Here is a 21,278-nt window from a genome sequence, read left to right on the forward strand (position 1 = left end):
TAAATTAGACTTTTATAGGGATTTTCATTTTAATATTGCTTTATCAAATTCACTGGTGAAGCAATTACCTTACTACTTTTCACATCAAATAGTCCTATTGGCGTTACCCGTATAAATGGCAAGTGCGTAGCAGAAAAGAACAAAATAGTAAATGCAGGATCGTCATACGCGTAGCCACGCTCTTGCAATAATTTCACCATCTGTTTCTCTTCCTGTATTAATTCACTCATTTTTAAATTAGACATAATCCCGAGCAATGGTAATGCGATTTCGTGTAATACTTCATTCTTTTCAGCTATTACCATTCCCCCGCCAAGTTCTTTTACTCTATGAAAAGCTGTAAGCATATCTTCTTTATTCTTCCCGATAAGAATGATGTCACCGGTACCAGAATAAGAGCTAGCAAGGCCTCCTAATTTATTTGCAAATCCTTTTACAACTGTATTCACTCGCCAGGTGCCGTCTCGAGCAATCATTATAAGGAAACATTCATCATGCTCAATAGAAAGTTCATCACCGTTTAAGTCGATTTCAGTTACATATGGTTTTGTTATAACGTTATTTAATAAGTGTATACCTGTTTTATTAGAAAAAATCATATCCTCTTTTTCTATGGACCAATCTAATGATAATGGGGTTACTGTGAATTTACTCCACTCTATATGTAATGCTTCATTCTTGTTTACTCCGTCACGCTTCACCCATTTTCCCTTTGCAATTACACTTATTGGAACCGGGTTTTCTTTACTTTCTAAAATATTAATATTAGCAATTCTACCTATCGCAATTGAACCATATAGATGCTCCATGTTGTAATAACGAGCGATATTATAGCTTGCCATATGATATGCATCTACTACTGGAATACCTTGCTTTATAGCGGTAGCAATCATCACATTCGTCATTCCATTTTCATAAAAGGACGGATGGGAACCGTCTGTAGTAAGAATGAATCTATCAAACTGTTTTACTCCTAGTTCCAACAATTCTTTCAGTAACACTTCTAAATCTGGGCGGATTGAAGAATTTCTTAAGGAAACCGTGTAACCTTGCATAAGACGAGCAAAAGCTTCCTGCCCTGTCATCGCCTCATGATCACAATCTGTACCTAACAGTTTTAACTTCGCTAAAGTAGTTTCAGATGCTCCTGGAAAATGCCCTTCCACTTTTTTATGTAATCGTTTCGTTTCCTGCAACCAATGTAACATTTCATCATCGCCATGTAATAACTTTGGCCACGCTGTTAGCTCGCCGCCTTGAAGAACTGCTTCATGCTTAAGCCACTCTAGTATTTCTTCACGATTAAATAAAGATTCTCCGTTTTGCAATTCGGTTTGTCCATCAAAACGACACCACCAATACATACTTGCTGGAACCTTTTCAAATTCATCTAATAAACGAAATGCTTCTTCACGTTGTAATGTGAAAAACAAAGTTAAATTATCATTAATAAAAGTCGTTGTCCCAAATTGCATCGCATGATTTGCTAACGTCTCTGGGTTATATAATTGATACGGATGTGCATGCGGTTCTATGTAACTAGGAACTACATACTTTCCATCACAATCAATGACTTCACAATCATGTAGTTGCACTGGCAGTTTTTCTCCTACATATATAATACGGTCATCATAGATCCAAATATTTGTTTGCATCCATTCGCGCATATAGGAATTTAAATATGTTGCATTCCTTAATACAATGTGCGGACTTCTCGTTCCGTCTATTACTTCAACATGTTCTCTTAATTGCTTGTTACTCCATCTAAACTGATTTTCTCCCAATGAATTTCACTCCAAATCAATTTACTTTTATTTATTAAAATAAAAACAATTAACTAACTAAAGTATTCTCCATTCATAACTCCCCTGTATAACCCCTATACCTTTCATTATATGGAATGATTGTAAAAATAACAATTTTCAGAACAAAAAAGGATATCGTGTAACTGACATCCTTTTTTATACTTAACTATGCGATTGAATTACACTTGATGTCATACTATGAATGCTAATACTGTCCTTTAAAGTAGGAGCCTATTCGCATTCTATTCATCTATTTCTTAAATTCAATTTGCATCATTTTATTAAACTGTGTAAAAACATCCATCACACCTAAAGAGTTAATATTGGCAGCTAATGTATGTTTGCCTCCCATTACTCCGCCAACAAAAGTTGTAAATCCAGGAATTGCCCCTCCGTGACCCCAGACTGAAACACCGTTTGGAAGTTTAGTCTCATATATCCCAAGGCCATATCCATCACCAAGACCTTTTCCTTCTATAGGAACGGTAGTAAGCATTTCTTTCAGCTCACGTTCTTTCAATAACTTACCACCGAGTAATGATGAAAAGAACTTATTTAAATCGTCCGCATTAGAAATCATATCTCCAGCTGCGTTTGCTAAACTCGGATTATAATACGTCATGTCTTTCAACTCACTTGTTTCGTCAATTTTCATATACCCACGAGCATGATTCTTTCCAGGGATTACGGGTGAATTTCCTGGTAAAAACGTATTCGATAGATCCAAAGGCTCAATAATTCGCTTCTCAATTTCTTCTGCATAACTATTACCCGTTATTTTTTCAATAAGCATTCCTAGTATGACGTATCCTGTGTTTGAATACAGCCATCCCTTACCTGGCGAAAAATCAGATGGTTGAGAAAGTCCTATTTTTACTATTTCTTCTGCTGTATACGTTTTTTTCGAATTCATTATGTCAGCGTCTTTTGACTTTAAATATTCAGCTATGCCACTCGTATGATTCAAAAGTTGACGTATCGTAATTTGATTGCCATCATACCCGTTTCCTTGGATGAGACCCGGTAGCCACTTTTCAATTGGATCGTCAAGTTGTACACGATTTTCTCCTACTAATTGAAGTACAGTCGTAGCAGTAAAAGTTTTCGTCACACTACCAATCCGAAAGCGATAATCTGATTTTATTGGTTTCTTTGTACTTAAATCCGCCACGCCAGCAGTATAACTATTAGTTTTTCCGTTATTAGACGTTTTCGCTAATACCCCTGGTGTTCCAAGCTGTACTGATTCCTGCATTACTTGTTTCCAGCCATTCTGATTCTTTTGATCATGCACTTGTGACGAATTAGAAATATTTTGAGTAGATTCCGCTTTCATAGTAAAACCTGGTGTGAACAGAGTAGTACCCGCCAATAAAACTGCCAAACTCGCTAACTTAATTGAATTACATTTTTTCATAAGGTTCTCTCTCCTCTATTCATATCATATTGATTCAAGCTATACTTTCATCCTATATGATAAAACTCTCTTTTTTCTTATCCATTCCTTACGAAATACTTACTTTCAAAATTAGACGACCAGATGAGAAAAAGTAATGTATGAAAATAAAAAAAGAACGTGTTTTCAATTTATCAAAACACGTTCTCTTACATATTTAAAGCCCTATATCAACTTTTTAGTTCATTCACTTTTACCATCCTGCACTAGCGTTCATGCCATTTCCGATAATAGTAAGAAGTAACGGCCACAGCACTGGTGCTAATGTAAGAAATAGATTAAGCAGTATAAGTATTCTATATCTCCCAGGAATATTATTATTTTTACGATTAACAAATAATACAAAAACTAATAATATTATGGTCGTTACAAATAAAAGTAACACTAACAACCAATACCAAACCATTAAACTGAGACTCCATGGCTGTAATAGTTCGTGTACAATACCAAAGGTGATTCCCAATACTGCAAAACTAAAGGTAGTAACTGTTGCTTTGATAAACAATTTACTTAATTTTTTATCGTATGTATACTTACAATATAAATCTATTAACGTGTATAAAGATAAAAAGGCCATTAATACACCTATCCAAGACAATAACCAGTCTCCGCCTCCTCTAACTAACATAAACAGAAACCAACACATCCCTGCTGCAGAAAAAATAAAGGAAAGGAGTATGTTTTTCAATACCGGTTTCATTCTATTTTCACACCCTTACAAAAATTTAAATATAAATTATATTTTTTCACATGATACCCGTAATTGATTCATTTCTTTTTCATTCTATATTGATGAAGCGAAGATAAACTCATATAAATTTAACGTGCAATACTCTACTAAGGCAACCTTTTCCATTGGTAGAGATATAAAAAAGTAAGTATACATTACCATGTAATTAAATATAAGTAAATGAAATTAATTTATAGTTAATTTCATTTACTTATATTAATGTCACGCTTTCCCGTCTCGCTCTATCCATCGTACAGTCTTCTCTACATCTAACTCCGTATACGTCTTTTCTCCATATCGGACAGACTCATATATCGGAATAATATCCCTCGTTCTACAAATTCTGCTTAACCATTGTTGCATCGTTTCATAGGACCTTCTCTGTTCGTGAAATGGTAAAGTTCTTTCCCATTCAACTAACGTCTTCCTTATCGTATCTTTAGGTAACAGCTGTTCAAACTGATGCATCACTTTCTTGTTCTTTTCGGTTCTATCCGTATTTTCTTTTGTTATCGATTGTTTATCCTGTTCTATTTCTGATTTCGTTACCTTTTTCCTCATTAATTTATAAAAAGCATATAGAATAACCACTGCAATAATTACATAAAAAATGACACTAATCCATGCATTTGAAAGAACAGAAAACACATCATTCCATGAATTCCCCTGTTTGAAAAGCGGGATTTTCCTATCTATTTTCGTTCTGGTGTCTACAATTCCTGTTTCTTCATCTATAATTCTTTCAGGCTCATCAAACTGTTCGTTTATACTAGTAAAATCATAATTTCTTTCCGATATTATCTTAGTCTTACTAGAAAAACGTTCTTTCACTATTTCTTGCACATGCACAACACCTTGTGATAACGTTATCGCACTAACCGTAAAGAAAAGTATGATGAAAACTCTAATACTCCAAGTTTTCACTTTCATATGTCGCTCTTTATTAGCCATGACGTAAACCCCTTCTTATTCTTTAATTACGACCCATTTATTCGTTCTGCTGTATTTCCTTGGAGAAGTACCAAGAATTAATGGAACTGCATCTAGTTCCTTACGACGAAAGCCTGCTGTGTAAAAATAAGAAGAAGATACAGGCGTATCCTGATCCGATATTGAGGCGAGTACCTTTAATACATTTTGCAAATGTTTCCGGCTATCCCCATTTTTTATATGAAGCAAACCGTTATCTTTTACACTATTGATCCATACTTCAAATGAACAGTTTTGCATGAGCAGCTGTTTACATATGCCTGCCGTTAATTCGATTAGTTCCTCTGTATCATTTCGCAAAGAAACACCACTTTTGTTTTGCAAGTTGAGATAAATCGCGTATTTATCTGATTGCGTTCGCTCATACTTTTTCGCAGTTATCGTCCCTGTTTTCGCTGTTGCACTCCAGTGGATAGAACGAAAATCTTCATTTTCATAAGACTTCACTCCCATTACTTTCGTTTCATCATATAGCGGTGAAGACATCGCTTTTCGAAATCCCCGTGACCATTCTTGTAATTCAGGCACTTGTATTTTCGGCACAGCTGGTAAGACTAAATAGGAGGGCGTATCAACTTGTTTATATGTTATATGGTTCGTTATGAATCCAAAGAGATCAGTAATAACAATTTCAACTTCTTCCCATTTCGCAATTCCTCTTTTTAACGCTACAGCTTGCAAATCAAATGAAACTGACTCTCTTCCTTTTAAATTAAAATTCATATAATAATTTGAACCTGTACTATGATTTTTGTTTATTTCATCATGATTCCAAGTTAGCTTATTTTCACATTTAAATCGAAATACGATATTAAGAATAGGAAATATCGACTTGTTTGAAACGTTAATTTTGCACATATTCGTTTCACCTATAAAAACATTTGAATTCCCCTGACTGTATTCCCATTCAACACGAGATACTTTACGTATGTATACATACATAGCACCTATTAAAATTACATACAAAAATACGAGAGATAATATGAGTAGATTACTTGAAAATACACATAAAATAACGGCTACAACTGACATAACCCCTATTACGAAAGGCTCCGCTAAAGGTGTATACACAAGTTGTTGATTCATCGTACATTCTCCACTGGCACATTAATCGTATGAAGAATTTCTTTCATGATTTGTTCTTTCGTCGTTTTCATCTCCCCTTCAATCGTTAACGTTAAACGGTGAGCACAAACGGATGCAGCGAGTGTCTTAATATCATCTGGCGTACAATAATCTCTTTCATTTAATATTGCCCGTGCTTGAATCGCTCTCATAAATGCCAACGTCCCCCGCGGGCTTACACCAATTTCAATTAGCTCATGCTTTCGCGTTGCCTCAATGATTTCAAGAAGATAATCTTGCACATCATTTCCAACTAAAACTTCTCTTACACGTTTTTGCACTGTAATAATTTCTTCAGTTGAAATAATTGAATGTAACGTTTCTAACGGATCATTCATTTGAAAACGATTCATCATCTCCTTTTCTGCTTCTCTCGTAGGATAACCTTGACGTATAGTAAGTAAAAAACGGTCTAGCTGAGCATCAGGTAACGGAAATGTCCCCGCTGATTCTAGTGGATTTTGCGTTGCAATTACTAAAAAGGGTTCTGGTAATGAATGTGTCTGCTTCGCAATTGTAACAGTACGTTCTTCCATCACTTCCAATAACGAAGATTGTGTTCTCGGTACAGCTCGATTAATTTCATCCACTACTACTATATTTGCAAAAATAGGCCCTAACCTCGTTTTAAATTCTGATTCCTTCACATCAAAATATTCGAGACCAATAACATCTCCAGGCAAAGTATCCGCTGTGAATTGAATTCTTTGGAACTTAGCGTCCACACTTTTAGCCAAACTTTTCGCTAATGTTGTTTTCCCAGTCCCAGGTACATCCTCTAATAAGATATGCCCTCTTGCTATAAGAGCTATAGCTGCAAGTTCAATCGCTTCATCTTTTCCTATAATAACCTTTGAAATATTGTTCGTAATTTTCTTTAATGTACTCATATATGTATCTCCCACCTTTATTTATTCTGAAAATTAAGAATTATTTATTTCCAAATTATAACACATCGTAGTAGAAGTAAATATATTCCTATCAAAATAAAAAAAGATGACCCAGCAACACGCTAAAGTCATCTTTTTCACTATATTATTTTACTAAATCTCCATTATAAGCTTTTATATCTAGAGGAGCAGTTAAAAACTGTTTTACTTTACTAACGAAAGATGTGAAGTGTTCACTCGTATTATGACTCGCAACTGCCGCTTCATCTTTCCATATTTCTACCATCGTATACACATTTTCTTTTTCTGTATCTTTATATAAGTCATAAGATACATTTCCACTTTCTCCTCTTGAACCTTGAAGTAGTGGCTGAATTTCTTCTAAAAATGATTGTTGTTTCGCTGGATCTACTTGAAATATTGCGTGAATAATAATCATGGTGTTTCCCCTCTCATATCTCACTTATTTCTGTATTTATAAAATTACTTCCACTCAGCAACTTTTTCAATTGGAAGACGTACTGATTGGTAACCACTGTCAGCAGCTTTTCCGATTGAAATTAACATTACTGGTACGTGACGTTCTTTATCTAGTCCGAAAGCTTCTGCGATTTGATCTTTCTCAAATCCACCAATTGGGCAAGTGTCATAACCGTGCGCACGAGCTGCTAGCATAAATTGCATTGCTACAAGACCACCGTCAATTAGTACTGTATCTTTCATTACTTCTGGTGTAACCATTGAGAAGTAACCTGAAAGTTTCTTCATTTGATCTTCTTTTACTTCTGCTGGCATTAAACCGCGCTCTACTGCTGTACCGTAAATTTCTTCTGCGTTATCAAAGTTGTTTAAATCACCAAATACAGCAATCATTGCTGAAGACGTTTCTACTTGAGATTGATTAAATTTCGCAAGTGGTGCAAGCGTTGCTTTTGCTGCGTCACTTTCAATAACAAGGAATCTCCATGGTTGCATGTTTACTGAAGATGGTGCAAGTGTTGCTTCTGTAAGAATTTCAATCATTTCTTCTTTGCTAATTTTCACTGAAGGATCGTACTTACGGATTGAACGGCGTCCTGTTAAAATTTCGTTAAAATCATTTGTTTTTACTGAGTTAGTCATAGTTGTATTCTCCCTTTTTTAAAGTTCTTTTATATTTTCTTGAATGCGGTCTAACATCGTTAAAAGATTGTCGCGTTCTTCTTCACTTAATCCTTTAAATGCCGAAGTAGCGAAACGCTCTTTTTCCTCTTGATACACTTGAATTTTATTTCGTCCCTCTTCTGTAAGAGAAACTAACGTAATTCTGTTATCATCTGGATTTTTACGTCTTGTAATCATTCCGTTTGCTTCCAGTTGTTTTAAATGCCTCGTAATCGCGGCATTATCAATATTCACTTCTTGCTGAAGTTCTTTTTGGCTAATTTCACCTACTTCATATAACTGAAGTATAAGTTCTAGTCTAGATTGACTCATACCCGTACACCCTTCAAATTTCGAACTTACCTCTTTATTTAGAAAGTGTAATTTATATAAAATAATTGCTTCTTTTGAGCATGAACTTGTCAAATTACCCCTCCTTTACATCTAAACTAAAATCGTTTGATGTATCAATAGTTGATATGTCAATTAATATAATCTATATCGATTTAGAATGCAAGCATTTTGTTTTCATTTATATTTTTCCAAATTAAGGCGCTTTGTCGCGTTACAAATAATGTTAATTGCACTATAATAGTACTAATTTAAATGACTGGAGAGTGATTGTAATGCGGCAATACACAAATAGAAATGAGGAAATAAAAATGGAAAATGAAATGAGGATATTCACATATGACAACAATAAATATAGGGATTGTCGCGCACGTAGACGCTGGCAAGACGAGTTTGACTGAGCGTATTCTTTTTGAAACGAATGTAATTAAAGAAATTGGCCGAGTTGATAGTGGAAGTACGCAAACTGACTCAATGGAATTAGAAAGACAACGCGGAATTACGATTAAAGCATCTGTCGTTTCTTTCTGTATCAATGACTTAAAAGTAAATGTCATTGACACACCTGGACACGCTGATTTTATCGCTGAAGTGGAGCGATCATTCCGCGTTTTAGACGGTGCGATTTTAGTTATTTCTGCTGTTGAAGGTGTGCAAGCACAAACAAAAATTTTAATACGAACATTACAGAAACTAAACATACCAACCATATTATTCGTAAATAAAATTGACCGTAGTGGCGCAAATACTGAAAAAGTTGTGAAACAAATAAAAGAGATTCTTTCATATGAAGCATTCCCTTTCTACTCTGCTCTAAACGAAGGAACGAAAGAAGCCCGAATCATTGAGTACAAATCATATGACGATTGTATGGAACTGTTAGCACCATATAATGAATCATTACTTGCATCATATGTAAATAACGAAATAATTCCGGACGCACTATTAAGAAAAGAACTAGAAAAACAAATACAGCAAGCAAATGTGTACCCAATCTTTTTCGGTTCAGCCATGACAGGTATAGGTGTAACTGAACTGCTCGAAAATATTTCAACCTTATTTCCAGCTAATAAGTCGGCAGAAAACGAAATATTATCCGGTGTTGTGTTTAAAATTGAACGTGAACCTTCTGGGGAAAAGATTGCCTATGTAAGAGTTTTTTCTGGTAACTTACATGTTAGAAAATATATTGATATACAGCGCAATGAGTCTCTCCCACATAAAGAAAAGATTAAAAAACTGTGCCTATTTCATAATGGAGATGCCGTTCAAACTACTACCGTTCCTAGCAGTGAATTTTGTAAAGTGTGGGGACTGAATGATATTAAAATTGGTGATATTATCGGTGTACGAACTGATTATATAAAAGACATTCACTTTGCCGAACCACAAATGGAAGCTGCTATTGAAGCATTACCAAAAGAACGAATTCATGATCTATACGCTGCACTTATGGATCTATGTGAAGAAGATCCGCTCATTAAAGTATGGAAAGATCATATTCATAATGAACTATATATTTGCCTTTTCGGTGAAGTACAAAAAGAAGTAATTGCAACAACACTTTTTGAGAAATATAATTTGCAGGTTACTTTCTCAAATACGCGGGTTGTATGTATTGAGAAACCAATTAATGTAGGTAGTAGCGTTGAAGTAATGGGTGAAAAAGCGAATCCGTTTTACGCAACAATTGGCTTCAAAGTGGAACTTGGTGAACTGAATTCTGGCATAACGTATAACTTAGGTGTTGAGCTCGGCTCATTACCTTTAGCATTTCATAAAGCGATTGAAGATACAGTATTTCAAACGTTAAAACAAGGTTTGTACGGATGGGAAGTTACGGACATTATCGTCACGTTAACACATACAGGTTATGCTAGTCCTGTCACTACAGCGAGTGACTTTAGAAACTTAACACCACTCGTATTAATGGATGCTTTAAAGCATGCTAAGACATGTGTATATGAACCAGTAAACGAGTTTGAATTGACTGTACCGGAGCATGCAATTAGTACCGCAATGTATAAGCTTGCTGCTATTCCAGCAACTTTTGCAGAGCCTATATTCAATAATGATTCTTACCAGCTAACTGGATCATTACCTGTTGCGAAAACAGAGCATTTTAAGCGAATGCTCCATTCATTTACAGAAGGTGAAGGCATCTTTACAACAAAACCAGATGGTTTTAAAAAACTGAAGGCTCCCTTCCCTACTCGAAAACGTGTTGATTATAATCCGCTGAATCGTAATGATTATTTGCTTCATGTGTTGAAGGCTTATTAAGTAAAAAAAGAGGTGCAAATTGCACCTCTTTTTGCATGTATTGATAAGTTAGTTTGTCCTAACAACTTCTTTAAGTTTTCCTATTATTTTCGCTATCGCTTCAATTGAATTCTCGGTTTCATGTTCTCCAACATTTACAGAATGATTTGCATTTTTGACAACTTCAATCTGTAAATTCGTTTTATGTAATTGATCAATTTGATCTGCATTGTATTGGTGATCTTTATCTCCAATTACTAAAAGCCCTTTATGATTACTATGTAAGACAGAATCAAAAATCGTATCAAACGTCAGTAACGGTGTCATTAATATCATTTTCGACTGTAAAAACTCTTCTCTCTTCATTACATCATTTGCAATGGGAATTGTTCCGAGTGACTTCCCTAAAAACATTGTATGATTGTATTGCTCACCTTTTAATACTTCTTTTATTAAAGGATTAATATCATCCATCATTATTTTCGTTATTTCTTCCATTGGTTTATTCATTACTTGTTCGTCATAAGAATAATGAATATGTACAACATCTATTTTATGTTCAAGCATTAACATTGTTGCATAATAAAATAATGGTTTATCGTAATTGTATCCTGAACCTGAAAACATAAAGCAAACCCTACTAGAGCCTTTTTCGATATGTGTATAATGAATTACTTTGTCATTTATATGTATCTCTTTTTTAGTCCCTTTCATCGTTTTCCCCTCCCAATACATTTACTTTTGTAATACGATATGTTCTGTGTGAACTACTATATCCTTTACTTTTTCTTTTATAAATGCTGGTTGCAAGTTATATGCATGTAAATCTTCTACCGACACCCACTTAAACAAATATGTTCTACCCTCTTCTTCCAAAATATATTGTTTCGCTCCATTCGCGGGTAATTCATGCAGCTCTACTTCATAATAAAAACTAATCTCATGAAACTTCCGCTCAGAAAGTGTAAAGAAATTTTCTACTAACCATATTAATCTCATTCCTTTAATAGGAACAGCTAGTTCTTCTGCAAGCTCACGTTTTAATGCGTCTTCACTATTTTCTAGCATTTTCACTCGACCGCCCGGTACGTACCAAAAATCTTCACCGTCACCTTGCAGAATTAGTATTTTATTATCATGTTTACAAATTGCTCCGACGCGGTAATTAAAACATGTTTTTTCAACTTTAAATGTTAGATCCACACCGATTGCCCCCTATACTTCATTTAAAAATCACTATAAAGCTATTATGTATGTGCTGTACAAATAAGATTACTAAATTTTTCTATTTCATTCAATTTATCTTGAACTTTCTGATAATTATATTTATTTTTTATCATTACAGGGATATAGTTACTTTACACTTTATCATGTCTTATCTAATGAAAAATACGACGATATAGATATTGAGTTTGACTGCACTGAAGATGACGAAGAAGGTTTGAAAAAGATGTTTCCTAGGTTATGGGAAATATATATGGGGAAGAACCGATAGAGTTGTAGATAAATATTAGGACTCTGTTTAATCAATAGACAGAGTCCTGTTTTCATAGAATTCTTATTTACACACTCTTTGTTTCATTCCACTTATCTAGCAGCTCTTTTTCTCTTTCAATTGAAATACCTGCTTTTAATTCCCATTCGTCCACACTCTTCATCCACTCATATACATCTGTAACTGTATGTTCTAACCTTCTAAAAGTAAGTCCTTCTTTAACAGCACTCTCAATACTAATAGAAAAACCACCTTTCCACGGTTTCGTTTCACCTTCAAGTGAAAAAGTTTCAGGAAGCCATAAAGGCATCTCTGTCCAAGGCTGCACCTTATGTTCATTCATAAACAATTCATCTACCCAAACGAATTCAGCATCGCTATTCGTAACCTTTTTACACGTATTTAATAGTTCTTCCATCGTCAATTCATCATTCGGACCTGTTATATTGAATGTACCTGCTTTATTATTTTCTACCATGTTGAGTCCAAAGCTCGCGACATCTTTTATATCAACTATCTGCACTGGACGATCTTTTCGTCCTGGTACTAACACTTTCCCGCCCTTTGCTACACGCTGAATCCAGTATGGAAGCCGATCTGTATAATCAAACATTCCTGAAAGCAGTCCTGCCCTTACATGTAAAACACGCCCATGCCAATATTTCTCTGCTTCTTTTTCACATAATACTTTCAGCGCACCGTAATACTCATAAGGAGAAACTTCACCATTCTCTACAGCCTTTATTTGCTTTTCCGTTGGTTCAAGTTGTAATATATAGTCTTCTTTTATATGATGCGGAATCCAATCTTTATATACGGAAAGGCTTGAGATGAATATATAATGCTTTACATTATCTTTTAATACTTCGCCAACATTCCGAATATGGTGCGGAGAAAACCCACACGTATCTATGACAACGTCCCATTTTCGATTTTCTAAACTTGAGACATCATTATTTCTGTCACCAATTAACTGCTCCACTTTAGGAAAAATTTCTTTATTTGTTCCGCGATTAAATAATGTAACTTCATGCCCTCTTTTTAAAGCTTCTTCTACAAATGCTCTTCCTAAAAATCGTGTACCACCTAGAATTAATATCTTCATAGTTCTCCCCCATTCGTAATTGAAAATCCTTTCTTTTGTTAAACGCTTTTTTGTTGTGAAAAGTTACGGGGTTGGTCTAACTTTTTCTACAAGTTCAACATATGTAATTTCCATTTCATATATAATTAAAATATCGGATATTTGATTAATCACTTATACATACTTAGGTAGGTGAAAAATATTAATAGAAACTTAATTTATCATTCAACATTATGTATTTATCTTCTCACATCGCTTATTTATATCTTCTTACTGAACATAGAAAATAGTCGTAACTATTTAGGGTTTACGATGGTTGCTCCACTTTTAGCTGTTATTTTATATCAAAGATTATTTAAAAAACAAAAATTAGTTCACACATTTGGATTTTCACGTCCCAATATAAAAACACTAATTTTCTCTATATTATTGCCACTCCTTCTAGGACTATGTCTCCATTTTTATTTTTATATTTATAATATAAAGTTCTTATTTCATCATTGGAATGAATTAGGATTTCTCTTGCTCGTTGGTCTTACAATTGGATCTTTATCTGCATTATTAGAAGAGATTATATGGCGAGGGAATTTTCATTTCTATTTACGAAAAAAATATACATTCATGCAAACAGCTATTATTATAGCTTCAATTTGGTCTTCATGGCATTTACCCGTAGCAATCTTTTATAAAGATTATGAGTTTCACCTTGTAGGAATATTAAGTTATCTTTCTTTATTATTTATATTATCTATAATTTTGACGTACACGAGAGAATATGGCGATTCTGTAATATCACCCGCAATTTTACATGGTATGTTTAATGTATTTTATTTAACAGATGGAGTAGAAACAAAATGGGATATTAGCCTAATGGAATTAATTAAATTTATCTTGCTGGTAATTGTGTTTGGTATGATGTATCTAATACATCACAAAGTTAAAAAATAATTGAAAAGCTAAGAAAAAAGGTGTTTCCTCTTTTAGTTAATAGCGCCTTTAATAGATTATAAAGTACTTCAACACCTATTCGATAATTGAATAGGTGTTGAAGTTTTATAATCTTAGTTGCACAACTTGGTTAATACAACACTTTTTTCTATCGTAGAGAACAAAACAAGTTTAACTAAACCTTTCATTCTTATTTTTATAAAAATAACCATATTAATCTTTTAAATAAGGAAGTATGCACTCTTTAATTAACTTCCATCTATCCTCTGCATTTCGTATAACCTCAGAAGCAATCACCACCACCAATTCCTTCTCTGGAATACAACAAATCACATTCCCACCATCGCCCATTGCACAATATGAAAAGATTCCATCCTCTTCTCTTAACCACCATAAGTAACCATATTGATTTTGGTTCATTTCTGTCGATTCTTTTATCCATGATTTTGATAGTATTTGTTTTCCATTATGAATACCTTCATTCAAATACATCTGTCCAAACTTAGCCATATCCTTAACCGTTAACGTTAGTCCCCATCCGCCCGTCGAAATACCATTTGGATCATGAACCCATCCCTTTACATCTTTTCCGAATAAGTCATCAAATCCAAATGCTTTCATATTGTAGTTTGGAATTTCTCTTATGCCGAGTGGTTGAAATAAGTATTCATTCGCAAATTCACGCGCACTTTTTCCTGTTGCGCTCGTAATAATTGCTGATAGTACATGTGCTCCTGCAGATGAGTATTTAAAAGATCCGATTTCTCCGCCGTTCCCCATTCTATTAAGTGTATACTGTACCCAATCCTCTTGTGTACATAGTTCTTCTAACGGTTCCTGCCAGTCTACGAAAGGATGTGGGGTCGTCATTGTAAGAAGATGTCGTACTGTTATTTCAGATGAATTGACCGTATATTCCGGGAAAAACTCTATTACTTTTTGATCAACGCTTTTTATATAGCCTTTATCTATACATATCCCAATTAGGGCAGAGATTATCGTTTTTGTAACTGACACTATATGAAATGCATCATTTGGACCGTGACCGTTATAATAGTTTTCAAAAATAACATTACCTTTCTGTACTACTAACATCCCATTAACATTTTTATATTCTTCTTTTATAATCTGATCTAACTTTTCAGCAGTTTTCATTATTCATTCCCCTTTAACCTATGATTAAAAAGGTTCGATAGGTACATATATATCAACTATATGTTTATTTTCCGGGTGCTGCTTTGGGTCATTTTTATACATTTCAAAAGGATACGAATCTCTCGGTTTATATCCGCTATTTGGAAGCCACTCACCGTATAAGAAATCCCATGCTCCTTTATATTCATCTTGGAATATTTCAAAATGACCTACCGCATACTTTCCAGAAGGTATTACCATTATTCCAATGTCACTCGCTTCTACTGCGGACCCATTCGGAATTGTTATACATAAACTAGTTCTTAAATGATTGTCCTCAGTAAATTCATGATGATCGTGGTAAATGGTTAATACTTTCGTATCCTCAAATACATGACAGTTTTCCTCCGCTGCGTAATGAAATAATTTCTCTATCATTTTCGGAAAAGCTATCGTTAACTCTTCATATGTACCGATATGTCTTATGTATGCGACGTTTATATCGTCCGCTGATACAATTTCAACATTTCCTCGAACCTTCTTACACTCATTGTATTGAGAAGTTCCGCTTGCGTCTTTGCAATTCTTGCTATTGTCGTTTCGATATTGAGACGGACTTACACCGTAATAATTTTTAAATGTTCGGGAGAAAACTGCTGAATCTGTAAAACCAAAATGGTAAGCGATATCCGTAATCGTCATATCTGCGCGATATGTAAGTAGATGTGTTGCTCTTTCTAATTTTAATCGGTTTACATACCGTGATAATGGCTCGTCTACTATCCCCTTAAAAATCCGATGAAAATGAAACTTTGAAAATCCTGCTACATCCGCTAGCTCTTCAATTGAAAGTGAATCATTTATATGAGATTCTATATAATCTTGCACTTTATAAATGCGTCGTAAGTACTCTTTTCTACTTTGTTTACTCTCCATATTTTTACCTCCTCACAACAAAAAGGCTAACGTTAAGCTAGCCTACTTTTACACATTTTTCAAAAACAAAACTCTACTACCGCCGTTCCCATCATAATTTGTATGTACCGATACACCCTCTATCTCATCATCCCCGTCATCAATTCGAAAACCGATTTCTTGATGAAACTGTATCGATTTTTTATTAGTTGGTGACGTAATTGCTTTTACAACTTTACGATTATTTGCACGAGCGGCATCAAAGAAATAAGAATACAATGTCGATGCGATCCCTCTTCTTCTATACTTCGGATTTACACCGATAAAATGAACGTATGCTTCATCTTTATATGTTTGTGAAAAAAATCCACATAAGAAACCTAACGTTTCGCCATCTTCTTCAATAATAAAGCTCGTTTCTTGAAAATGAACGAAAAACAGTTTTGGCAACATAGCAGCCATTTCTCTTCCGTCCCACCAATCATTTAAAACCGAATGAATCTTTACATAATCTTCCCCTTGGATGTTTCTAACTCGCATATGCTTCTCCCTCTCACTCACTTCATTTTTTCATAAATTTTAATGACCGTTTCTACTAAAAGGATGAATACCCAAATCCCGCAAAATACAAGAACAGACTGGAATATAGAGCCTAACATAACAATACTTATTAGACCTAATTCTGAGCCTGAAATTGACATTTCATCAAATCCTATATTATGTATAAATGGACCGGTTGAAAAAGCCATAAAAATAGATGCTATTAAATAAATCACACTCATTATTTTTAATATTTTTATAGAAAGATACGAAGTTTGTTCTTGCTCCACTTGTGATAATTCGATTTCCCCGCTTGCAATTCCTTTTTGCAGACAATCTTCACACAAAAATTCTTCCTTTATTTTTTTACCCCCATGTATTGTACCCGTTATTTCTTTACATCTTGAACATTTTCGATTTATCATGTTGTTACCACTCCAATCTATTAAGATTATACTTATATCATTCTGCATTTACCTTAATATTCCTTTTATGTATTTTATAGAGAAAGGTCGTGTTTTAAGATTTCGAAACCCACATTTGGCTCAAAAAAACCTACTGTTCATTATGTATTAAGACCTAGTTGTTATGCGATTATTTTTCACTCATCTTCTTCAAAGATTGCTGTTATCCAAAAAGGAGACCGTTACTTTTTACCTGGTGGTGGTATGGAAGGTAATGAAACAAAAGAAGAATGTTTGCACCGTGAACTACTAGAGGAATTAGGATGGGCAATTGAAATTGATCAATATATCGGTAATGCGGCTCGATATTTTTATGCAGAGAAAGAAGATACATATTATATAAACGATGGGTTCTTTTATATTACGAACATGGTGCAAAAACAAACTGAAAATTGTGAGGAGGATCATGTTCTAAGGTGGATGTCTCCTTTACTTGCTATAGAGCTTCTCATTCATGAGCATCAAAAATGGGCTATTGAACAAGCGCTTTTATTACGAAATAAAAAATGATCTCCTTCTATATGAAAGAGATCATTTTTACTGTTAACTTACTTTTTTCAAATTAAGAGCAGGCTTTTTGATTCCGCCTTTTTTTACAACATATAAACCGATAAAGATAATAAGTCCGCCAACGAGTTGCATCATATTAATTTGCTCTCCAATTGTTACAGCTGCAAAGATAACTGCGAACAATGGTACGAGATACATATAAACCATTACTTTCGTTGAGCCTATTTGACTAATACCGACATACCACATTGCAAGTCCGAAAATTGTCGCAAAGACGACTGAATATGCTAGTGATCCCCAGCTTGGCGTATCTACTGGCCACGTTAAAGAATTTACGTTGAATAGACAGTATATAACTAGCGGTACAATTCCAATTAAAGTAGACCATGATGTGACTCTCATTGCGGAGTATTTTGTAATAAGAGGTTGCGCTAATATTGGATACCATCCCCACGCAATTGCTGCGACTAATCCAATTACATTTCCGAGCCACGCATATTCATAAGTAGCTCCTCCTGTATGTCCTGTTAATAAAACGAATGCTGCACCAATAAACGCTATTATTGAACCAATTTGTACTTTCATCGAAAAACGTTCTTGTTTGTGCAATACTGCTAATATCCCTGTAAATATAGGTGACATCGCAATTAATAATGAGGCGTTCGTTGCTGAAGTATATTTCACAGATAGCATAAACATCGTTTGATACATTGCCGTTCCAACGATACCGACTGCTATTAATCGTAACCAATCTTTTCTTTCAATACGTAATGAGCGTTCCATTAAAAATGTAATAAGTAATAATACCGGAGATGCTACTAAAAATCGTAAACTATTAAATTGAATGGATGACATATATGCCACGCCATACTTTCCAATTGTATAATTTGCTCCCCATACTAATGCTACTGATACTAGGAGCCATTCCATTTGCCATCGTTTCATCCGAATCTCCCCTTCCATATTTAGCATAGTAAAATTGGCTGGATATAGCACCGTCCAATTGGCTGTTTTTTTACCCAGCCAATTTGTTATACTTAATGTATATAAGATTTGCGGAGGCGTTTGTATGGAATGGAAGCTAGATAACGACAGTAAAATCCCTATTTATCAGCAAGTTGTTGACTTTATTGAAAAGCGTATTACATTCGGAGAACTTCCACCTGGTAGCTTCCTCCCTTCTGAACGGAAATTAGCTACGCAGTTAAATGTAAACCGAAGTACGGTAACGACTGCTTATAATGAACTACGTGCTATGGGAATTGTAGAAAGTACGACTGGTAAAGGTACACGTGTAAGTACACATATGTGGGGCGTTTCTCCAACATTAACGCCGAACTGGAGAAATTTCGTAGAAGGTGGCACGTTTTTACCAAACTTACCGTTACTTCGCCATATTCGGGCGGAAGTGCAACAAAATGAGAACATTATAGATTTCGCAAACGGAGAGCTCGGTTGTAACCTCTATCCTCACGATCAACTACAAACAATTTTACGAGAACAACCGTTAACACATTCATTAAGTTACGATCATCCGCAAGGGTATCTCCCGCTAAGACAAGCGGTAGTGAAATATATGAAGGAATATTTAAAAGTTGAAGCGACTGAACAGTCGATTATGATTACATCCGGCGCTCAACAAGCACTTCACCTTATCGTACAATGTTTATTAAACCCAGGTGATGCGGTCGCTTTCGAAAGTCCATCACACTGTTATTCATTACCGCTATTCCAATCAGCAGGTATTCGTATTTTCCCGTTACCTGTCGATGAACATGGTATTAATCCGGATGATGTACAAGAGTTATATAGAAAACATCGTATTAAAATGATTTTTTTAAATCCAAATTTCCAAAATCCTACGGGAACGATGCTTCATCCAAACCGTAGAAAAAAATTGTTATCACTTTGCGCAGATTTACGAATTGCGATTGTGGAAGATGATCCATCTAGTTTACTTACACTAGAAAAGAAACAACCTTGCCCTACTTTAAAATCGATTGATGAAAACGGAACTGTCATTTATGTACATTCCTTATCTAAAATGATTGCACCAGGCTTACGAGTTGGCTGGCTTGTCGCTCCGCAGTCTGTAGTAGAAAGGTTATCCGACGCAAGGCACCAAATGGAATTAGGTATGAGCATTTTCCCGCAGTGGCTTATGCAACAATTTTTCGAAACTGTACCATTTCAGTCTCATATCGTACCGTTACGAAAACAATTAGCAGAAAAAAGAGACGTTATCGTTCGCGCCTTAAATGAGCAACTTCACGACAAAATCTCTTTTTCAAACCCGACCGGTGGTATATACATATGGGGAAAACTAAAAGAACCGATAAACGAAAAACAACTTATTATGCAAAGTTTAAAACAAGAAATCGCTTTTATGCCAGGTAGTATTTTCGGCGCGAAAGATGGTTATATTCGTTTATCTTATGGAAAAGTGAATATTAATCAAATTGAGGAAGGTATTTCTCGTTTGCGGAAGGCTATTTTGGTTTGTGAAAAGTAACTTATGATAAAGGGGTCTCGTTTGACAAAACCTAAATCTACCATTATTATCAACACGAACCTAGTTATAGGAGTGATACCAATGAAAATTTACGTTGATGCAGATGCTTGTCCTGTAAAAGATGTGATTATTTTTGAAGCTACGAATGCAGAAATCCCTGTAACCCTCGTTACTAGTTTTTCTCATTATTCTAATGCTCAGCAACCAAAAGGTGTAGAAACAATTTATGTTGATTCCGGAGCAGATGCTGCAGATTACCGGATTATGCAGTTAGCAAAAAAAGAAGATTTAATCGTCACGCAAGATTACGGTCTTGCTTCGCTCGCTTTAGCAAAAGGCTGTATCGTACTACATCATAAAGGCTATAAGTATACGAATGATAACATTGAGCAATTGTTACAAACAAGATATTTAAGTGCAATGGTTCGAAAAAGCGGTAAGCGTACAAAGGGACCGAAACCATTTACAGCAGAAGATAAAGAGAAATTTAGAGTGCTCTTTAAAAGTATGATCGCACTTTAAAAATGAACATTCTATTTGCAAGGAAAACTTCGCAAAACAAAGAAGAGAATATCGAAATGAACATTCTCTTCTTGAGGTTTACCCTTTTAAAATGAAGGTAAATTATCTAAGTTATTTTCCTTTATTCCATCCGGTTCACTACGTATAATATCTCTACCATACTTATGAAATACGTCCACATGAGCTAACTTCCCTGATTTCGCTTCACTAAGAGCAGTCATATAATCTAACTCTCTCCCGCTACTTGTTTTAAACGCTATTAAATCACCATCATCATTTTTACGAACGGCAACAATTTGTTCTGCTCCTGAATTAACTTCATGATCTACTTCAAATTGCGCTTGCTCTTCTCCTTGATGTAAGTAATCATTATAAACTTTTTCAAAATCTTTTTTGTCCATA

At 34.8% G+C, this 21,278-nt stretch carries 23 protein-coding genes and 1 pseudogene; 6 read left to right on the top strand and 18 right to left on the bottom strand.

All coding sequences use genetic code 11. The annotated features are described in order from the left end of the window. Positions 1-29: 29 nt before the first annotated feature. The 9 genes from J0835_RS14510 to J0835_RS14550 all read right to left on the bottom strand — a co-directional run bounded on the left by J0835_RS14510 (position 30) and on the right by J0835_RS14550 (position 8,565). On the bottom strand, positions 30-1,784 hold the full coding sequence (locus J0835_RS14510) for an adenine deaminase C-terminal domain-containing protein (RefSeq protein ID WP_087981035.1): 1,755 nt from the start codon (positions 1,782-1,784) through the stop codon (positions 30-32). Between the two features lie 271 nt (positions 1,785-2,055). Continuing rightward, positions 2,056-3,222 carry a serine hydrolase domain-containing protein gene (locus tag J0835_RS14515; RefSeq protein WP_087981036.1) on the bottom strand — a complete coding sequence of 389 codons (1,167 nt, stop codon included), beginning with the start codon at positions 3,220-3,222 and terminating at the stop codon, positions 2,056-2,058. Positions 3,223-3,454: 232 nt separating this feature from the next. Next, positions 3,455-3,961, bottom strand: coding sequence for a DUF3902 family protein (locus J0835_RS14520; protein ID WP_087981037.1), 507 nt, complete (start codon positions 3,959-3,961; stop codon positions 3,455-3,457). A gap of 252 nt (positions 3,962-4,213) precedes the next feature. Next, positions 4,214-4,942 (bottom strand): signal peptidase II, encoded by a 729-nt coding sequence (locus tag J0835_RS14525; protein ID WP_140386817.1) that lies wholly within the window; start codon positions 4,940-4,942, stop codon positions 4,214-4,216. Positions 4,943-4,957: 15 nt separating this feature from the next. Then, positions 4,958-6,067: a DUF58 domain-containing protein gene (locus J0835_RS14530; RefSeq protein ID WP_087981038.1), complete on the bottom strand. Its 1,110-nt coding sequence runs from the start codon at positions 6,065-6,067 to the stop codon at positions 4,958-4,960. Then, positions 6,064-6,996: an AAA family ATPase gene (locus tag J0835_RS14535; protein WP_087981039.1), complete on the bottom strand. Its 933-nt coding sequence runs from the start codon at positions 6,994-6,996 to the stop codon at positions 6,064-6,066. The genes J0835_RS14530 and J0835_RS14535 overlap by 4 nt, the downstream gene beginning before the upstream one ends. 145 nt (positions 6,997-7,141) lie before the next feature. Then, the gene (locus tag J0835_RS14540; RefSeq protein WP_087981040.1) at positions 7,142-7,435 is read right to left on the bottom strand and encodes a putative quinol monooxygenase; all 294 of its coding nucleotides are present in this window, start codon (positions 7,433-7,435) and stop codon (positions 7,142-7,144) included. A gap of 44 nt (positions 7,436-7,479) precedes the next feature. Beyond that, a complete protein-coding gene (locus J0835_RS14545; protein WP_087981041.1) occupies positions 7,480-8,118 on the bottom strand; it encodes a nitroreductase family protein in 639 nt (212 codons plus the stop codon). A gap of 18 nt (positions 8,119-8,136) precedes the next feature. Then, positions 8,137-8,565 (bottom strand): MarR family winged helix-turn-helix transcriptional regulator, encoded by a 429-nt coding sequence (locus tag J0835_RS14550; RefSeq protein ID WP_087981042.1) that lies wholly within the window; start codon positions 8,563-8,565, stop codon positions 8,137-8,139. A gap of 264 nt (positions 8,566-8,829) precedes the next feature. Here J0835_RS14550 and J0835_RS14555 point away from each other — a divergent pair, with 264 nt between their 5' ends. After that, a complete protein-coding gene (locus J0835_RS14555; protein ID WP_087981043.1) occupies positions 8,830-10,773 on the top strand; it encodes an elongation factor G in 1,944 nt (647 codons plus the stop codon). 48 nt (positions 10,774-10,821) lie between these two features. Here J0835_RS14555 and J0835_RS14560 read toward each other — a convergent pair whose 3' ends face one another. Together J0835_RS14560 and J0835_RS14565 are read right to left on the bottom strand one after the other, a co-directional pair. Then, a complete protein-coding gene (locus J0835_RS14560) occupies positions 10,822-11,466 on the bottom strand; it encodes an alpha/beta family hydrolase (RefSeq protein ID WP_087981044.1) in 645 nt (214 codons plus the stop codon). 21 nt (positions 11,467-11,487) lie between these two features. After that, positions 11,488-11,955, bottom strand: a complete 468-nt coding sequence (locus tag J0835_RS14565; RefSeq protein WP_087981045.1) for an NUDIX hydrolase — start codon at positions 11,953-11,955, stop codon at positions 11,488-11,490. A gap of 148 nt (positions 11,956-12,103) precedes the next feature. Between J0835_RS14565 and J0835_RS29210 the strand changes: the two are divergent. Further along, positions 12,104-12,255 (top strand): annotated as a pseudogene (locus J0835_RS29210) (DUF4240 domain-containing protein); the annotation flags it as partial. A 59-nt stretch (positions 12,256-12,314) separates the two neighbouring features. Here the strand turns inward: J0835_RS29210 and J0835_RS14570 are convergent. Beyond that, positions 12,315-13,352 carry an SDR family oxidoreductase gene (locus J0835_RS14570; RefSeq protein WP_087981046.1) on the bottom strand — a complete coding sequence of 346 codons (1,038 nt, stop codon included), beginning with the start codon at positions 13,350-13,352 and terminating at the stop codon, positions 12,315-12,317. A gap of 171 nt (positions 13,353-13,523) precedes the next feature. Here J0835_RS14570 and J0835_RS14575 point away from each other — a divergent pair, with 171 nt between their 5' ends. Next, the gene (locus J0835_RS14575) at positions 13,524-14,279 is read left to right on the top strand and encodes a CPBP family intramembrane glutamic endopeptidase (protein ID WP_087981047.1); all 756 of its coding nucleotides are present in this window, start codon (positions 13,524-13,526) and stop codon (positions 14,277-14,279) included. Between the two features lie 213 nt (positions 14,280-14,492). Here J0835_RS14575 and J0835_RS14580 read toward each other — a convergent pair whose 3' ends face one another. Genes J0835_RS14580 through J0835_RS14595 form a run of 4 tightly spaced genes read right to left on the bottom strand, consistent with a single transcriptional unit; the run spans position 14,493 to position 17,293 of the window. Continuing rightward, positions 14,493-15,434, bottom strand: a complete 942-nt coding sequence (locus tag J0835_RS14580) for a serine hydrolase domain-containing protein (protein WP_087981048.1) — start codon at positions 15,432-15,434, stop codon at positions 14,493-14,495. A 24-nt stretch (positions 15,435-15,458) separates the two neighbouring features. Further along, positions 15,459-16,349 carry an AraC family transcriptional regulator gene (locus J0835_RS14585; protein WP_087981049.1) on the bottom strand — a complete coding sequence of 297 codons (891 nt, stop codon included), beginning with the start codon at positions 16,347-16,349 and terminating at the stop codon, positions 15,459-15,461. Positions 16,350-16,397: 48 nt separating this feature from the next. After that, the gene (locus tag J0835_RS14590; RefSeq protein ID WP_087981050.1) at positions 16,398-16,868 is read right to left on the bottom strand and encodes a GNAT family N-acetyltransferase; all 471 of its coding nucleotides are present in this window, start codon (positions 16,866-16,868) and stop codon (positions 16,398-16,400) included. Positions 16,869-16,885: 17 nt separating this feature from the next. Continuing rightward, positions 16,886-17,293, bottom strand: a complete 408-nt coding sequence (locus tag J0835_RS14595) for a DUF3980 domain-containing protein (RefSeq protein ID WP_000610482.1) — start codon at positions 17,291-17,293, stop codon at positions 16,886-16,888. Between the two features lie 99 nt (positions 17,294-17,392). On the opposite strand from J0835_RS14595, the gene J0835_RS14600 reads away from it, so the two are divergent. Further along, positions 17,393-17,842 carry an NUDIX hydrolase gene (locus J0835_RS14600; protein WP_087981051.1) on the top strand — a complete coding sequence of 150 codons (450 nt, stop codon included), beginning with the start codon at positions 17,393-17,395 and terminating at the stop codon, positions 17,840-17,842. Between the two features lie 33 nt (positions 17,843-17,875). On the opposite strand, the gene J0835_RS14605 is transcribed toward J0835_RS14600, so the two are convergent. Beyond that, entirely contained in the window at positions 17,876-18,787 is a 912-nt protein-coding gene (locus tag J0835_RS14605; protein ID WP_087981052.1) for a DMT family transporter, read from the bottom strand. A 124-nt stretch (positions 18,788-18,911) separates the two neighbouring features. Here J0835_RS14605 and pdxR point away from each other — a divergent pair, with 124 nt between their 5' ends. Then, positions 18,912-20,354 (top strand): MocR-like pyridoxine biosynthesis transcription factor PdxR, encoded by a 1,443-nt coding sequence (gene pdxR, locus J0835_RS14610; protein ID WP_087981053.1) that lies wholly within the window; start codon positions 18,912-18,914, stop codon positions 20,352-20,354. 81 nt (positions 20,355-20,435) lie between these two features. Next, the gene (locus J0835_RS14615) at positions 20,436-20,876 is read left to right on the top strand and encodes a YaiI/YqxD family protein (protein ID WP_030026255.1); all 441 of its coding nucleotides are present in this window, start codon (positions 20,436-20,438) and stop codon (positions 20,874-20,876) included. A gap of 86 nt (positions 20,877-20,962) precedes the next feature. Here the strand turns inward: J0835_RS14615 and J0835_RS14620 are convergent, their stop codons facing one another. Next, complete coding sequence (locus J0835_RS14620) at positions 20,963-21,277, bottom strand: DUF3892 domain-containing protein (RefSeq protein ID WP_000358167.1); 315 nt, start codon at positions 21,275-21,277, stop codon at positions 20,963-20,965. Position 21,278: the final 1 nt, after the last annotated feature.

Source organism: Bacillus cereus group sp. Sample62, from assembly GCF_036851315.1.
Classification (GTDB): Bacteria; Bacillota; Bacilli; order Bacillales; family Bacillaceae_G; genus Bacillus_A; species Bacillus_A wiedmannii.

Coding starts and splice junctions, on each gene's coding strand:
- J0835_RS14515 (WP_087981036.1), bottom strand. CDS start 3,222: ATGAAAAAATGTAATTCAATTAAGTTAGCGAGTTTGGCAGTTTTATTG.
- J0835_RS14520 (WP_087981037.1), bottom strand. CDS start 3,961: ATGAAACCGGTATTGAAAAACATACTCCTTTCCTTTATTTTTTCTGCA.
- J0835_RS14525 (WP_140386817.1), bottom strand. CDS start 4,942: ATGGCTAATAAAGAGCGACATATGAAAGTGAAAACTTGGAGTATTAGA.
- J0835_RS14530 (WP_087981038.1), bottom strand. CDS start 6,067: ATGAATCAACAACTTGTGTATACACCTTTAGCGGAGCCTTTCGTAATA.
- J0835_RS14535 (WP_087981039.1), bottom strand. CDS start 6,996: ATGAGTACATTAAAGAAAATTACGAACAATATTTCAAAGGTTATTATA.
- J0835_RS14540 (WP_087981040.1), bottom strand. CDS start 7,435: ATGATTATTATTCACGCAATATTTCAAGTAGATCCAGCGAAACAACAA.
- J0835_RS14545 (WP_087981041.1), bottom strand. CDS start 8,118: ATGACTAACTCAGTAAAAACAAATGATTTTAACGAAATTTTAACAGGA.
- J0835_RS14555 (WP_087981043.1), top strand. CDS start 8,830: ATGACAACAATAAATATAGGGATTGTCGCGCACGTAGACGCTGGCAAG.
- J0835_RS14560 (WP_087981044.1), bottom strand. CDS start 11,466: ATGAAAGGGACTAAAAAAGAGATACATATAAATGACAAAGTAATTCAT.
- J0835_RS14570 (WP_087981046.1), bottom strand. CDS start 13,352: ATGAAGATATTAATTCTAGGTGGTACACGATTTTTAGGAAGAGCATTT.
- J0835_RS14580 (WP_087981048.1), bottom strand. CDS start 15,434: ATGAAAACTGCTGAAAAGTTAGATCAGATTATAAAAGAAGAATATAAA.
- J0835_RS14585 (WP_087981049.1), bottom strand. CDS start 16,349: ATGGAGAGTAAACAAAGTAGAAAAGAGTACTTACGACGCATTTATAAA.
- J0835_RS14590 (WP_087981050.1), bottom strand. CDS start 16,868: ATGCGAGTTAGAAACATCCAAGGGGAAGATTATGTAAAGATTCATTCG.
- J0835_RS14595 (WP_000610482.1), bottom strand. CDS start 17,293: ATGATAAATCGAAAATGTTCAAGATGTAAAGAAATAACGGGTACAATA.
- J0835_RS14605 (WP_087981052.1), bottom strand. CDS start 18,787: ATGAAACGATGGCAAATGGAATGGCTCCTAGTATCAGTAGCATTAGTA.
- pdxR (WP_087981053.1), top strand. CDS start 18,912: ATGGAATGGAAGCTAGATAACGACAGTAAAATCCCTATTTATCAGCAA.
- J0835_RS14615 (WP_030026255.1), top strand. CDS start 20,436: ATGAAAATTTACGTTGATGCAGATGCTTGTCCTGTAAAAGATGTGATT.
- J0835_RS14620 (WP_000358167.1), bottom strand. CDS start 21,277: ATGGACAAAAAAGATTTTGAAAAAGTTTATAATGATTACTTACATCAA.